The organism is Streptomyces sp. Edi4, from assembly GCF_040253615.1.
Taxonomy (GTDB): domain Bacteria; phylum Actinomycetota; class Actinomycetes; order Streptomycetales; family Streptomycetaceae; genus Streptomyces.
In genome coordinates, this window is the sequence record NZ_JBEJGY010000004.1 from 7,109,810 (window position 1) to 7,123,069 (window position 13,260).

Annotated in this window: 13 protein-coding genes and 1 pseudogene; 9 read left to right on the forward strand and 5 right to left on the reverse strand. The window is 74.2% G+C overall.

Annotated elements, in window-relative coordinates; translation table 11 throughout:
* The first annotated feature begins 87 nt into the window (after positions 1–87).
* Positions 88–288: a hypothetical protein gene (locus ABR738_RS33990; protein WP_350233771.1), complete on the forward strand. Its 201-nt coding sequence runs from the start codon at positions 88–90 to the stop codon at positions 286–288.
* Between the two features lie 145 nt (positions 289–433).
* On the opposite strand, the gene ABR738_RS33995 is transcribed toward ABR738_RS33990, so the two are convergent.
* Positions 434–1,168 carry a phosphatase PAP2 family protein gene (locus ABR738_RS33995; RefSeq protein WP_350233772.1) on the reverse strand — a complete coding sequence of 245 codons (735 nt, stop codon included), beginning with the start codon at positions 1,166–1,168 and terminating at the stop codon, positions 434–436.
* 40 nt (positions 1,169–1,208) lie between these two features.
* Positions 1,209–1,883, reverse strand: a complete 675-nt coding sequence (locus ABR738_RS34000) for a DedA family protein (RefSeq protein WP_350233773.1) — start codon at positions 1,881–1,883, stop codon at positions 1,209–1,211.
* Positions 1,884–2,004: 121 nt separating this feature from the next.
* On the opposite strand from ABR738_RS34000, the gene ABR738_RS34005 reads away from it, so the two are divergent.
* The 6 genes and pseudogenes from ABR738_RS34005 to ABR738_RS34030 form a co-directional block, all read left to right on the forward strand.
* Positions 2,005–2,400, forward strand: coding sequence for a BlaI/MecI/CopY family transcriptional regulator (locus tag ABR738_RS34005; protein ID WP_350233774.1), 396 nt, complete (start codon positions 2,005–2,007; stop codon positions 2,398–2,400).
* Positions 2,397–3,329 carry a M56 family metallopeptidase gene (locus ABR738_RS34010; RefSeq protein ID WP_350233775.1) on the forward strand — a complete coding sequence of 311 codons (933 nt, stop codon included), beginning with the start codon at positions 2,397–2,399 and terminating at the stop codon, positions 3,327–3,329. Before ABR738_RS34005 ends, ABR738_RS34010 begins: the two co-directional genes overlap by 4 nt.
* A 393-nt stretch (positions 3,330–3,722) precedes the next feature.
* Complete coding sequence (locus tag ABR738_RS34015) at positions 3,723–4,253, forward strand: DoxX family protein (protein ID WP_350233776.1); 531 nt, start codon at positions 3,723–3,725, stop codon at positions 4,251–4,253.
* 329 nt (positions 4,254–4,582) lie between these two features.
* Positions 4,583–5,014 (forward strand): aspartate 1-decarboxylase, encoded by a 432-nt coding sequence (panD, locus tag ABR738_RS34020; protein ID WP_350233777.1) that lies wholly within the window; start codon positions 4,583–4,585, stop codon positions 5,012–5,014.
* 81 nt (positions 5,015–5,095) lie between these two features.
* Positions 5,096–5,437: a GNAT family N-acetyltransferase gene (locus ABR738_RS34025; protein WP_350233778.1), complete on the forward strand. Its 342-nt coding sequence runs from the start codon at positions 5,096–5,098 to the stop codon at positions 5,435–5,437.
* Positions 5,434–5,823, forward strand: a pseudogene (locus tag ABR738_RS34030) (aspartate/glutamate racemase family protein); the annotation flags it as partial. The gene ABR738_RS34025 and the pseudogene ABR738_RS34030, both read left to right, overlap by 4 nt.
* A gap of 1,009 nt (positions 5,824–6,832) precedes the next feature.
* On the opposite strand, the gene gnd reads toward ABR738_RS34030, so the two are convergent.
* Entirely contained in the window at positions 6,833–8,275 is a 1,443-nt protein-coding gene (gene gnd / locus ABR738_RS34035) for an NADP-dependent phosphogluconate dehydrogenase (protein ID WP_350233779.1), read from the reverse strand.
* Between the two features lie 230 nt (positions 8,276–8,505).
* Between gnd and ABR738_RS34040 the strand changes: the two genes are divergently transcribed.
* Positions 8,506–9,723 (forward strand): transglycosylase family protein, encoded by a 1,218-nt coding sequence (locus ABR738_RS34040; protein WP_350233780.1) that lies wholly within the window; start codon positions 8,506–8,508, stop codon positions 9,721–9,723.
* Here the strand turns inward: ABR738_RS34040 and ABR738_RS34045 are convergent.
* A complete protein-coding gene (locus ABR738_RS34045; RefSeq protein WP_502964190.1) occupies positions 9,693–10,625 on the reverse strand; it encodes a DMT family transporter in 933 nt (310 codons plus the stop codon). The genes ABR738_RS34040 and ABR738_RS34045 overlap by 31 nt on opposite strands.
* A gap of 426 nt (positions 10,626–11,051) precedes the next feature.
* Here ABR738_RS34045 and ABR738_RS34050 point away from each other — a divergent pair, with 426 nt between their 5' ends.
* Entirely contained in the window at positions 11,052–12,578 is a 1,527-nt protein-coding gene (locus tag ABR738_RS34050; protein ID WP_350233781.1) for an SDR family NAD(P)-dependent oxidoreductase, read from the forward strand.
* A gap of 101 nt (positions 12,579–12,679) precedes the next feature.
* On the opposite strand, the gene ABR738_RS34055 is transcribed toward ABR738_RS34050, so the two are convergent.
* The gene (locus tag ABR738_RS34055; protein ID WP_350234865.1) at positions 12,680–13,216 is read right to left on the reverse strand and encodes an inositol oxygenase family protein; all 537 of its coding nucleotides are present in this window, start codon (positions 13,214–13,216) and stop codon (positions 12,680–12,682) included.
* Positions 13,217–13,260 lie beyond the last annotated feature (44 nt).

The following is a 13,260-nucleotide window of genomic DNA, read 5'->3' on the forward strand; positions in this document are numbered from 1 at the left end:
ACCGGCCGGCGGCCGCGCGCCCACCGGCAGTCCCGGCACCGGAGCGCGAAGCGGCTCCGGCTCGGCCCGGGGCGGAGGGAGCACACCATGCACGAAATGCGAGCGGAATCGGTTCTCGACGGGCCGGGCGCGGAACGCGGTGACACCCTCCTGTGGCACGTCATGAGCGACCAGGATCCCACCACCCTGTGCGGCCGCAGCCTGGAGCGCCACGAGGCGGCCAAACCGGTCCCGCCGGAGCTGACCGACGCCGACCGCTACTGCGGAATATGCATGGCCGCGTGCTGAGGCCGGTTCGGGCCGGCGCCACTCGCCGGCCTTGCGCGGAGAGCGGCGGGGAGACCGGCGTGGAACGGGCGCGGAGACCGGCGCGGAGACCGGCGGGGGGACCTCGACCGCGGCGGCCGTCTTGTCGCGCCGCTGTTGAGCCGACTCAACCCGCTTGTATGTCCCGGGAGTTGCCGCCCCCAGGGGGCGCGGTCGCGTCCGGGTCGGTCCCGGCGGCGCGCGCGGACGGTTCGGCCCCGCGCCGGCGCACGATCAGCACGCCGGGCGTCGTGGCGAGCGCGGCGAGGCAGAGCCACAGTGAGGCGAACAGCCAGCCGCCCAGCACGTCGCTCGCCCAGTGCACCCCGAGGTAGACCCGGGAGAGCCCGACGGCCACCGCCCACAGGGACAGCACGGCGATCGTGGGACGGGCGGCCGAGCGGCCGGAGCGGGTCACCACCGCCCAGGCGAGCAGCCCGGCGGTGAGGGCGCTCGTGGTGGTGTGTCCCGAGGGGAAGGAGTGGCCCGACGCCGTGGTCGCCCAGTCCACGGCGGCGGGGCGCGGCCGGGCCACCGCCGCCATCAGGCCGTAGCGCACCACCTGGCCGAGTGCGAGCACCGCGAGTACGCCGGCCACCGCGTACCGACGCCCCTTGCGGCCACGGCCCGCGATCAGGCCCGCGACCACGGCCAGGACGTAGGGCACGACGCCGGTCCCGGTCGCCGTGATGGCGCGCGCGGTGGCCACGGCGACCGGCGGCCGGTGGGCGAGGGGCCAGTGGTGCAGGGCGCGGTCGCCGGGCAGCGGCGCCCCGTGGCGTACAGCGACGGTCACCGTGAGCAGGACGAGAAGCGCGAGCAGGAGGCCGGCCGCCGCGCCCGTGCGCCGGACCCTCGTCATCGCGCGGTCACGCGGCACGCGCCAGGGGACCCCGCGCCCATCACCGGGCGTCCTCGGTGCGCGCACGAGCGCGTCGGGCGCGCAGCACCTCCAGGACGACCGGAGTGAGCGAGACGGCGACGACCAGCGCGACCAGCGGCAGCAGGTAGCGGTCGATGTTGGGCACGGACGAACCGAGCGCGTAACCGCCGAGCACCAGCGCGCAGGTCCACACGAGGCCGCCCGCGATCTGCCAGAGGGCGAACACGCGGGCCGGTACGTCCAGGGCGCCCGCGAGGGGGTTGAGCACCGTGCGGACGATCGGCACGAAGCGCGCGAGCACGATCGCCTTCGCGTGCCCGTACTTGGCGAGCAGTTCCTCGGCGCGAGCCGCGCCCTCATGCAGTTTGCGCGACTTGCTGCGGGCCAGCAGGGCGCGGCCGCCACGTCGGCCGATCCAGTACCCCACCTGGGCGCCGGCCAGGGCGCCGGCCACCGAGCAGATCAGGACCTGGGGGAGCGAGAGTGAGACGGGCCCGTTGCCGCCCGGCACGCAGAGCAGGCCCGCGGTGAACAACAGGGAGTCTCCCGGCAGGAGGAAACCCACGAGCAGACCGGTCTCGGCGAAGAGCACCACGGCGATGCCGATGGCCCCGAACGCGGACAGCAGTGAGCCCGCGTCGAGGACGTTCACGGCCGCTGGGGCCGAGGCTGCGAACAGGGGTGCGACAGCCATGTCAGTGGGCCCTCCCATAATGGTGGTCGGGCCGCTCGTCCCGGGGACGGGCGGCTCGGCTGACTACAGTGAAGTAGGCGGTCTACAGCACTGTAGACGAATGAGGCGGGAGGAGTGCCCCATGGCGGTCAGGGGAGACACCGGGCACGGGGAGTCGAGACGCCCCTCGGGAGAGCTGGAGGCCGGAGTGCTCGCCGCGCTCTGGGCCGCAGGAGCGCCGCGCACAGCCGCCGAGGTCCAGGCCGGACTCGGGGGTGACCTGGCCCGCACCACGGTGACGACGATCCTGACCCGTCTGTACGACAAGGGCGCGGTCACCCGTCGGCGCGTCGGACGCGGTTACGCGTACACGCCCACCGAGGACGCGCCGGGCCTGACCGCCCGCCGCATGCACACCGAGCTGGCGAAGGAGGGCGACCGCTCCACCGTCCTCGCCCGCTTCGTCTCCCAGCTCGGCGACGAGGACGAGCGGCTGCTGCGCGCCCTGCTCGACGAGTCCGGAGGCGACGGCCAATGATCTTCTGGGTGTGGATCCCGCTCGCCGTGCCCTTCCTCGCGGCGCCCGCGGCCCGCCGGCTCGCCGACGCGCTGCCGCCCCGGCCGGCCGGCTGGCTGCTCGCGGCCACGGCCACCGGTCTCGCCGCCTGCTCGACCGCCGCCCTCGGTCTGATCGCGCTGGCCGGAGCGCTCCGGCTGCCGTTCTTCGCCTCGCTCGGAAAGCTGACGGCGCCGCTCGACGCGCTTCCCGCCTGGCTCGGCTTCCCCGCCGCCGTCACCGCCGCCGGACTTGTCGCCCTCACGGTCGCGTCACTGGTGCGCGCCGCCCGGCGTCACCTCGCCGAACTGGGCGCCGCCCGCGCCCAGTTGGGCCCGGCCACCGGCGAGCTCGCGGTGCTGCGGGACCAGAATCCGGACGCGTACGCGCTGCCGGGGCGCCCGGGACGGATCGTCGTCACCACCGGCATGCTGGGCGCCCTCGGTCCCGCCGAGCGCGAAGCCCTCTTCGCCCACGAGCGGGCCCACCTCCTGGGCCGGCACCACCTGTTCCTCGCCGCCGCCGAGCTCGCCGGGCACTGCCACCCCGCGCTGCGTTCGCTGCGCGCCCCCCTCGCCTTCGCCCTGGAGCGGTCCGCCGACGAGTACGCCGCATCGGCCGTGGGCGACCGCCGCCTCGCCGCACGCGCGATCGGCCGCGCCGCCCTCGCCTCCCGCGTCGCCGCGCCCCGGCCCCGCGCGGTGCTCGCCGCGGCGGCGGGACCGGTGCCGCGCCGGGTGGCCGCCCTGCTCGACCGGCGCCCCGCGACCGGCAAGGCCCGCGCGCGCGGTGCCCGGCTGATAGGCGCCGTCCTGCTGGGCTGTCTGTGCGTCTCGGCCGCGTCGGCGATCGAGGCGGCGGCGGATCTGCACGGCGGCATCGAGACGGCCCAGGGTGAGACTGGCCGCTGACCACGGCCGGAACGGGGTGGCCCGCTGACCCCCATGACGCCGGTGACCTCGGTGCACCGCACGTCCGGCGCCGACGCATGCCGGGGCGCGCTCGGCCGGCCCCAGAGCCGCACGTCCCGTCCACCCGGTCGCGTGGCGACCCCCGTCCCCTCCACCCGGTCGCGCGGCGACCCCCGCACGTGGCCTAACTCGGTCGCGCCCAGGGCGTTGTAAGCCGTGCCGCGCGCCGGGCCCAGGACACACCCCCGCACGCCCCGTCCCCGTACGTGCCAGCCCCGCACGTGCCCGTCCCCGCACGCCCCCGCCCCGTACGGCCCAGCATCGCTGAGGGTCGCCCGGGTGCGCGCCTGAGACTGGTCCCGAGCCCATCGGCCCCACGCTCCGGGAGAACCCATGACCTGCCTCAACCGACGTGACCTCGGACTGCTCGTGCTGCGGACCGGCACCGGCGCGGTCCTGATGGCGCACGGCGCCCAGAAGCTCTTCGGTTGCTTCGGCGGCGGCGGGCTCGAAGGCACGGCGCTCGCCATGGAACACATGGGCTTCCGCCCGGGCAAGCAGAGCGCTGTCGCCGCCGGTCTCGGAGAGATGGGCGGCGGCGCACTGCTGGCCCTCGGCCTCGCCACCCCGGCGGCGGGAGCCGCCGCGGCAGGCGCCATGGCGGGCGCGGTCTCCGTCCACGCCCCGGCCGGCTTCTTCGCCCAGGGCGGCGGGTTCGAGTACCCGGCGTTCCTCGGCTTCACCGCCGCGGCAATCGGCCTGGCGGGAGCCGGCCGCTACTCCCTCGACCACGCCACGGACCACGTGATCGACCAGCCCTGGACGGTCGCCCTCGCCTTCCTCGGCAGCGCGGTGGCGGCCGCAGCGGTGGTCGGCCGCCGCGCGAGGGACCGCACCGAGCCCGACGAGGAGCCGGCCGGCTGAGACGGACCGAGACGGCTGAGGCGCTCCAGCAGGCGTCCGCACTCAGGCCGGCTGCCGAAGCGGTCGCGTACACCGAACGGGTCGCATACAACCGCACCGGTCGCGTACACCGGGCCCCCGACATGCTCCCGACGCGCTCTCGACGGGCATCGGGGACCACCGGAGTGACGGTGATCACGGGCGCCGTTCCGCCAGTGCTGCGTAGGGTGGTCCGTGCCGTCGTGGGGACCGCTGTGGGCCCTGCCCGGCGCGCGTCCGCGTTGTACAGTGGGAAACCGCCCTTGACCTGCAAAAACGCAGGCAGGGAGCCTATGTCCAGGAGTACCTCGATGATACGTACGATGTTCAAATCCAAGATCCACCGAGCCACCGTGACCCACGCGGACCTGCATTACGTGGGCTCCGTCACCGTGGACGCCGATCTGATGGATGCCGCCGACCTGCTCCCCGGTGAGCTGGTGCACATCGTCGACATCGACAACGGCAACCGCCTGGAGACGTACGTCATCGAGGGCGAGCGCGGTTCCGGTGTCATCGGCATCAATGGCGCGGCGGCCCACCTCGTGCACCCGGGGGACCTGGTGATCCTCATCAGTTACGCCCAGGTCGACGACGTCGAGGCCCGCGCGTTCAAGCCCAGCGTGGTGCATGTCGACGGCGCCAACCGGATCGTCGAGCTCGGCACCGACGCGTCCGCGCCCGTGCCCGGCAGCGACCAGCGGCGCAGCCCGCACGCGCGGATCCCCAGCCCGCAGAGCTGATCCGGCCGTGCCCCGGCCAGCGGGGCCCGGCAGCCCGGTGTCGGCACGAGGAGAACGCGAGGAGAAGAGGCCCCCGTACCCGTGGCACAGATCCGCGACGACCGCCCCCGAGGCATCCTGGAGGCGTTCGAGGACGAACGCGTCGTTTACCTTGTCCTCGATCCCCTTGCCCTCGATGCGCCAAAGCCCGCGCTCGTGGCGGTGCACACCGTCGTCGAACCCGCGCACGAGGGCAAGGGGATCGCGGGCGCGCTGGTGCGGGAGCTCTACGCCATGGCCGGGCGCGAGGGCGTCTTCGTCGTGCCGCTCTGCCCGTACGCCGCCGACCGGGCCGGGCGTCACCCGGACGAAGCGCCCGTCGCCCCGGCCGAACTGGTCGAGGCGGCCTGGGCCGCGGTCGCCGCGCACCCGGAGCTCGCATGACCACGCTCGCCCTGCTGCACACCTCGCCCGTCCATGTCCCCGTCTTCGACGCCCTGCGCGACGAGGATGCCCCCGGCCTCGAGCTGCGCCATCTCGTGGACGAGCAACTGCTCAGCCGTGCGCGGGAGTTGGGGCCAGACGCGGTGGCCGGGGCAGTGCGGGCCGTCCTGACCGACGCGGTGGCCCAGGGCGCGGACGCGGTCCTGTGCACCTGCTCCACCATCGGGGCCGTTGCCGAGGCGGCCGCCGCCTCGCTCGGGGTTCCCGTGCTCCGGGTGGACCGGCCGATGGCCTCGGCCGCCGTCGCGCTCGGCGACCGCATCGCCGTGGTGGCCGCTCTCGCGTCCACCTTGGAGCCGACGGCGGCGCTGATCCGCGAGGAGGCCGACGCCCGGACGCCGGCGACGGCCCCGGAGCAGGGAGACCAGCCGCCGGTCCTGGCCAGGGGGCCGGGAGCCCAGCGGCGGGCCCGGGGCGCGGACGCCGACGTTCCGGCCCCACCCGGCCGCGCCGGCCCGGCCCACCCCCCGGGCTCCGAACATGCCCCGGGCTCCGAACACGCCCCGGGCTCCGAACATGCCCCGGCCCCGGCGCATGCCCCGGCCCCGGCGCATGCCCCGGCCCCGGCGCATGCCCCGGCCCCGGCGCATGCCCCGGCCGCCGTACGCGCCACCGCGTCGTCGCCCGTCCTGCGGCTGGTCCTGGCCGACCGCGCCTGGCAGCACTTCGAGGCCGGTGACACGCGGGCGTACCACGACGAGATCGCCAGGACCGTTGACGCGCTGCTCGACGTCGATGTCGTCGTGCTGGCGCAGGCCTCGATGGCTCCCGCCGCCGCACTCACCACGCTCGGCGTCCCCGTCCTGGCCAGCCCCCGGCTCGGCCTGCGCGCGGCGGCGGAATTGGCGCGCTCGTACGGGGCTCACCTGACCGGCCCGCGACAGGTACAGGTCCCCGAGGCCTGACCCGGACGGGTTGAACCGGCGGGCGCCGGGCACGCGCGCAGGTGAAGCTGGACTCGAACGAGGAGGCCGACCATGACCGTGCCGCACCCGGAACCCTCTCCGCCGTGGCCCACGCCGCTGCCCGACCCCCAACCGGGCCCGCTGCCGGGTCCTGGCCCCGGCCCGGGCCCCGACCCCGTGCCGCCGAGGCCCGGTCCCGGCCCGGGTCCGGTGCCGCCGAGCCCGGGACCCGATCCGCAACCGCCGAGGCCGGACCCGGACCCGGATCTGCCCGACCCGGTACCGCAGCCCCCGGGCCCCGACCCCGTGCCGGGTCCGCCCCAGCCCGAGCCCGCCGGCTGAGGGTCCGGGGAGCCGCCGGGGAACAGGCGCCGGTCAGCCGGTGCCTGCCCCGGCCTCTCCGGCCCGGGCCCTCTCCGGCCCGGCGCCCTCAGCCCGCGCTCTGCTCCGAGCGGTCCCCGCCCCACAGCGTGTGGAACGAGCCCTCCCGGTCCGTGCGCCGGTAGGTGTGCGCGCCGAAGAAGTCGCGCTGGCCCTGCGTGAGCGCTGCCGGAAGCCGCTCGGCGCGCAGCGCGTCGTAGTAGGCGAGCGCCGCAGAGAAGCCGGGCACCGGAACGCCCTGGCGGGCCGCCGCCACGATCACCGCGCGCCAGTCGTCCTGCGCCGCGCCGATCTCGTCGCGAAACCCCTTGTCCGAGAGCAGGCTCGGCAGGTCGGGCTGGGTGTCGTAGGCGGCCCGGATGCGGTCGAGGAACGCGGCCCTGATGATGCAGCCCGCGCGCCAGATCGCCGCCACCGCGCCGGGGTCGACGTCCCAGTCGTAGTTCTGGCTGCCGGCCTGGACCTGGTGGAAGCCCTGCGTGTACGAGACGATCTTGGACGCGTACAACGCCTGCTCGACCTGGTCGGCGAAGGCCGCGGCCTCCTTCTCCTCCAGCGGGGCGACCGTGGGGCCGCTCAACGCACGGGCGGCTTCCCTCAGTTCGGCGTGGCCCGAGAGCGAGCGGGCGAACACGGCCTCGGCGATGCCCGACACCGGCACACCGAGGTCGAGCGCGATCTGCACGGTCCAGCGGCCGGTGCCCTTCTGCTCCGCCTGGTCCTGGACCACATCGACGAACGGCTTCCCGGTCGCCGCGTCGACATGGGCCAGCACCTCGGCCGTGATCTCGATCAGATACGAGTCGAGGCGGCCGGTGTTCCAGCCGCGGAACGTTTCGGCGATCTTCTGGGGGGAGTAGCCCGCGACCGTACGCAGCAGGTGGTACGCCTCCGCGATGAGCTGCATGTCGGCGTACTCGATGCCGTTGTGGACCATCTTCACGAAGTGGCCCGCGCCGTCCGGTCCCACGTGGGTGACGCACGGGGCGCCGTCCGGGGCCTTCGCCGCGATCCGCTCCAGGAGCGGGCCGAGGGAGTCATAGGATTCCGCGGAGCCGCCGGGCATGATGCTCGGCCCGTTCAGGGCGCCCTCCTCGCCGCCCGAGATGCCGACGCCGACGAAGTGGATGCCGCGCTCGCGCAGTTCGCGCTCGCGCCTGCGCGTGTCCTCGAAGTGCGCGTTGCCGCCGTCGATGATGACGTCGCCCTCTTCGAGGAGCGGCGCGAACTCCTGGATCACCGCGTCCGTCGGCTCGCCCGCCTTGACCATGATGACGAGCCGGCGCGGCCGCTCCAGGGCGGCCACGAAGTCCCGCGGTGTCTCGGCCGCGACGAAAGTGCCCTCGGAGCCGAACTCGTCGACCAGCGCGCGGGTCTTGGCGGCCGTCCGGTTGTGCACGGCGACCGTGAGACCGTTGCGCGCGAAGTTACGGGCGAGGTTGCGTCCCATGACCGCGAGTCCGGTGACGCCGATCTGGGCTGTTCCACTCATGCGTGTGCTCCTGGATCCTCGGGGTTCGCGGCGCCACGAGCAACCGTCACGACGCGCGGTTGCCATCCACCCTACGGAACGCACCACGTCAGACGGCACGGACTCGATTCCCGACACGGGCGCCGTAAGTCCCGCCCGGACCAGGGCGTGGCCTCCGTTCGTCCGACCCCTTGTCATGGCCAGTTGGCAGCCCCTATTTTGGCGGCTCTTGATGCCTTCGAGGGGGACTCATGGCCTTACGCGGCCGGCACCGCCGGTATCAGCCGAGCCGGATCAACCAGGCTTCCTTGACGGTGACGGCCGGCGGGGTGGGCATCGCCCTTCCACTGATCGCCGCGGGCGCCGCCGACGCCGCGTCCGTCGATGTGTGGAACAAGGTCGCCGCCTGCGAGTCCACCGGCAACTGGCACGTCAACACGGGCAACGGCTTCTACGGCGGGCTCCAGTTCACCCAGTCCACCTGGGCGGCGTACGGCGGCCACCGGTACGCGCCGCGCGCGGATCTGGCCACCCGCGACCAGCAGATCGCCGTCGCCGAGCAGGTGCTCAGGGGGCAGGGGCCCGGCGCCTGGCCGGTCTGCTCGGGTGAGGCGGGTCTGTCCCGGGGCGGCTCGGCCCCCCAGCTGACCACGACGACGCAGCGCCGCACCGAGATCAAGCCGGCCGCCGCCCACACCGCGACCCGCGCCGCCGCTCACACCGCGACCAAGGCGCCCGCCGCCAAGCCGGCCGCCCCGAAGAAGGCCGAGCAGGCGAGTCCGACCAAGGTGCCGGGCCCACGGGAGTCGTACACCGTGCTGCACGGCGACTCGCTGTCCGAGATCGCCGAGCGCGAGCGCGTCCAGGGCGGCTGGCCGCACCTGTACGCCGAGAACCGTACGGTCATCGGCGCCGACCCCGACCTCATCCGTCCCGGTCAGCGCCTCACGCTGCCCGGCGCCGCCCCCGCGAAGCCGACGGCTCCGCCCAGGAGCGCGCCGAAGCCGGCGGCCAGGCCACCCGCCGCCAAGCCGGTGGCGAAGAAGCCCGCCACGTCGGCCGAAAAAACGTTCACCGCGCCGGTCGACGCGCACCCCAGCACCCCCTACCACCGGGCCGGTTCGTCCTGGGCCAGCGGCTATCACACCGGCGTCGACTTCCCCGTCTCCACCGGCACATCGGTCAAGGCGGTCACCTCGGGCACGGTCGTGGAGGCCGGCTGGGGCGGTGCGTACGGATACCAGGTGGTGATCCACCATCCCGACGGCCGCTACAGCCAGTACGCGCATCTGTCCGCGCTCACCGTGAAGGCGGGCCAGAAGGTCAACACCGGCCAGCGGATCGGCCGTTCGGGCGCGACGGGCCATGTGACCGGGCCCCATCTGCACTTCGAGGTACGGACCGGACCCGCCTACGGCTCGGACGTGGACCCGCTGGCCTATCTGAGGGCGGGCGGCGTCGCGGTCTGATCCGGGTGGTCGCCCTGGCGTTCACGGGCCGGGGCGCCGGGCGCGCCCGAGGTCATGACCGGCTTGTCCGGCCGGGCGGCGCCGGGCCGCCGCGTGGTGAGCAGGACAAGGCCGCCCGCCGCCACCACGCCGAAGCCGAGGGCGAGCGCGGTGCCCGCCGTCCCGTACCGGAAGGACTCGCCGAACAGACAGAGACCGATGGCGGCGGCGACCACCGGGTTGACGACGGTGACCGTCGCGAGCGGCGCCGCGAGGCCCGCGCCGCGGTAGGAGGCCTGGGAGAGCAGCAGCCCCGTGGCCGCGAACCCGGCCACGACGAACAGCAGGGGCACCTCGCCGAGGGGGAGTCCCGACTGCCAGTCCTCGGCGACGGACTTGGTGAACACCGAGGCGAGGCCGAAGGCGGTGCCCGCCGCAGCGGCGAGCAGGACGCTGCGGGTGGCTGCCCGGCGCGGCGCCCTGGACGTCACGAACAGCGCCGCCACCGCGCCGAACCCGGCGGCGGCAAGCACCAGCCGCGACCCCGTGGCCAGCGCGTCGGCGTCCGCCCCCTTGGTCAGCGCCAGCAGACCCGCCAGACCCGCCGTGGCCAGGACGGCTCCACGCCACGCGGCACCCCCGGCCCTTCGGTGGGCGAAGACCGCCGCCATCGGCAGCGCGAAGACGATGGTCAGCGCGCCCATCGGCTGCACCAGCGTCAGCGGCCCGAACGCCAGGGCCGCCACGTGCAGCGTCGCGCCGAGCCCATTGAGCCCGACCGATCCCCACCAGGCCGGACGGCGGACGGGAGCGTACGCGCGGCCCGGGCCGGCCGCGGCGACGCGCTCCTGAATGATCGCCGCCGCCGCATACGCGACGGCGGAGACCAGGGACAGCAGCACGGCCAGGACCAGGGCGCTCATGACTCCCACGATGTCTCGTTGTCGACCCCGTGTCGTCGTCCCTGAGCACCGAATGCGCCGTACTCCAGGAGGAGTAGGGGCGTACGACCAAAGTCGTCCCAGATATCGGACTTTCAGTAAAACCGCAGCTCAAAAGGGGCGTCAAGGGAGGGGGTGCGCGCCTTGCGCGCGGGTGGGGGCGTGAGTAAGCGCCCGGCCGGAACATCCCTGTCCACGGCCCTGGATTCGGCCATGGCTTATTCGTGTCGCCGTGGCACGGTATGCCGTGATCCGGCCGGGTCCCGGCCCCGGGGGCGGGCGGTTTGGTGCGGGGGCCACTCGCTCCGTACCATGGCGCTTTTGGGATCGTGGTATTCACGACGGATCCAGACGGATCCACGACTGATCCCATGACTGATCCCACGACTGATCGAGGACGCGGCGGCCATGACGGTGACAGAGGACTTCCAGGACCAGGGGCACGGTCTTGGTGTCGACGAGCGGCCCGCCCAGGGCGTCGACCAGGACTTCGGCCCCGGCATCGACCCCGAGCGGCTCGCGCTCTGCCTGAGTGTGCTCGCCGAGCTCGACACCATCGACGTCGACCACCCCGACGCGATCGCCGTGCGCCGCGCCACCGCCGGCATCTACCGCACGGTGAAGCAGCGCCGCCGCCAGGAGCGCCGGGCAGCCAAGACCGCCCACGACCGGGCCGTCACCGAGGCGACCGCGACCGGCTCCGCCGAGCGCATCGACGACGAGACCGAGGGCCTGCTGCCCAGCTCGTCCGTCACCGGCGAGATCGCGGGCATACTCCAGCGCCCGCGCTCCTGCTACATCTGCAAGGGCCGGTACGTCGAGGTCGACGCGTTCTACCACCAGCTGTGCCAGAAGTGCGCCGCCGAGAACCGGGCCCGGCGCGACGCCCGTACCGACCTCACCGGCAAGCGCGCCCTGCTCACCGGCGGCCGCGCGAAGATCGGCATGTACATCGCGCTGCGGCTGCTGCGCGACGGCGCCCACACCACCATCACCACGCGCTTCCCCAAGGACGCCATCCGCCGCTTCAAGGCGATGGAGGACTCCGCGCAGTGGATGCACCGCCTCGAAGTCGTGGGCATCGACCTGCGCGACCCGGCCCAGGCGGTCGCCCTCGCCGAGCGGACCGCCGAGGCGGGCCCGCTCGACATCCTGATCAACAACGCCACCCAGACGGTGCGCCGGCTGCCCTCCGCCTACGCCGCCCTGGTCGACGGCGAGAGCGCCCCGCTGCCCGCCGGTGAGCTCCCCGCCCACCACGTCATCGGAGCGTTCAACTCCGGCGCGGTCGACGGCCTGACCGCCCTCCCCGTCGGCACGTCGAGCCTGGATGCCCAGCGGGTCGCCGACCTCGCCCTGGTCGCGGGCAACGCCAGCATCGCCAAGTACCAGGACGGCACCGCCCTGGACGCGGGCGGTCTGCTCCCGGACGTCGTCGACACCAACACCTGGGTGCAGTCCATCGAGCAGATCTCCCCGGTCGAGCTCCTGGAAACCCAGCTGTGCAACTACACGGCGCCGTTCATCCTGATCAGCATGTTGCGCCCGGCGATGGCCGACGCCGCCCGCAAGGCTCCGAACGGCCGCGCCTACGTGGTGAACGTGTCCGCGATGGAGGGCGTGTTCAGCCGTGGCTACAAGGGCGCGGGACACCCCAACACCAACGCCGCCAAGGCCGCCATGAACATGGTCACGCGCACCAGCGGCCAGGAGATGTTCGAGACGGACAAGATCCTCATGACGTCGGTCGACACCGGCTGGATCACCGACGAGCGCCCGCACCACGACAAGCTGCGCCTCGCCGAGGAAGGCTTCCACGCCCCGCTCGACCTGGTCGACGGCGCGGCCCGCGTCTACGACCCGATCGTGCGCGGCGAGCTGGGCGAGGACCTGCACAGCGTCTTCCTCAAGGACTACGCGCCTGCCAACTGGTAGCAAGGACGACGCGCCCGCCAACTGGTGGGCCGGGTGCCAAGGCCGCCGTGAAGAGCCCGCGCCCAAGGGGCGTCGCGTGTCCGCGCGGCGCCCCTTCGCCGTCAGCGGGCGCCGTGTGCGGACCGGCCGGCCCGCCGGGCGAGGATTTCAAGGATCTCGCGCCAGTCGTCCATGACCCCCGCGTCCAGCCCGACGACCTTGCCCGCGTCGTCCGCCTGGCGCAGGGTCACCGCGTCCTCGGCCAGCGGATCGCGCGCGAAGGCCGCCGCCTCCTCGGGCCCCATCACCCCGCCCTGCGCGCGCAGCGTCAACGCGCTCCGCGACGAGAGCGTACGGTCCGGCTCGGCCGAGGCCAGATAGCGCTTGGCGGCCACGTGCAAGCGCACAAGCCCTGCCACCCGCCCGCCCAGGAGCGGTCGCACCGCCCGCGCCGCGGTGTCGGCGTGCCCGGCGTCATCACCCGGACGGAGCAGATGACCGAGATCGTGCACGAGGCCCGCGACCTGGAGCTCCTTGTCGGCCGGGTGCGAGCGGCGCAGCAGGTGGGCGGTCTGGAGCGCGTGGTCGTGGAGATCGACCGGATCACCGCTGCGATCGGGGGTGTCCCAGGCGCCGCGGCAGGCGCGCAGCAGCTCCATCAGCTCCTCGACCGAGCCGACCGGCCGGCCGGCCCCGGGCCCCA

What these genes read in the sequence shown, in the direction of transcription:
- ABR738_RS33990 (WP_350233771.1), top strand. Translation starts at nt 88, where the DNA reads ATGCACGAAATGCGAGCGGAATCGGTTCTCGACGGGCCGGGCGCGGAA.
- ABR738_RS34000 (WP_350233773.1), bottom strand. Translation starts at nt 1,883, where the DNA reads ATGGCTGTCGCACCCCTGTTCGCAGCCTCGGCCCCAGCGGCCGTGAAC.
- gnd (WP_350233779.1), bottom strand. Translation starts at nt 8,275, where the DNA reads ATGAGTGGAACAGCCCAGATCGGCGTCACCGGACTCGCGGTCATGGGA.
- ABR738_RS34050 (WP_350233781.1), top strand. Translation starts at nt 11,052, where the DNA reads ATGACGGTGACAGAGGACTTCCAGGACCAGGGGCACGGTCTTGGTGTC.
- ABR738_RS33995 (WP_350233772.1), bottom strand. Translation starts at nt 1,168, where the DNA reads ATGACGAGGGTCCGGCGCACGGGCGCGGCGGCCGGCCTCCTGCTCGCG.
- ABR738_RS34045 (WP_502964190.1), bottom strand. Translation starts at nt 10,625, where the DNA reads ATGAGCGCCCTGGTCCTGGCCGTGCTGCTGTCCCTGGTCTCCGCCGTC.
- ABR738_RS34040 (WP_350233780.1), top strand. Translation starts at nt 8,506, where the DNA reads ATGGCCTTACGCGGCCGGCACCGCCGGTATCAGCCGAGCCGGATCAAC.
- ABR738_RS34055 (WP_350234865.1), bottom strand. Translation starts at nt 13,216, where the DNA reads ATGGAGCTGCTGCGCGCCTGCCGCGGCGCCTGGGACACCCCCGATCGC.
- panD (WP_350233777.1), top strand. Translation starts at nt 4,583, where the DNA reads ATGATACGTACGATGTTCAAATCCAAGATCCACCGAGCCACCGTGACC.
- ABR738_RS34010 (WP_350233775.1), top strand. Translation starts at nt 2,397, where the DNA reads ATGATCTTCTGGGTGTGGATCCCGCTCGCCGTGCCCTTCCTCGCGGCG.
- ABR738_RS34015 (WP_350233776.1), top strand. Translation starts at nt 3,723, where the DNA reads ATGACCTGCCTCAACCGACGTGACCTCGGACTGCTCGTGCTGCGGACC.
- ABR738_RS34005 (WP_350233774.1), top strand. Translation starts at nt 2,005, where the DNA reads ATGGCGGTCAGGGGAGACACCGGGCACGGGGAGTCGAGACGCCCCTCG.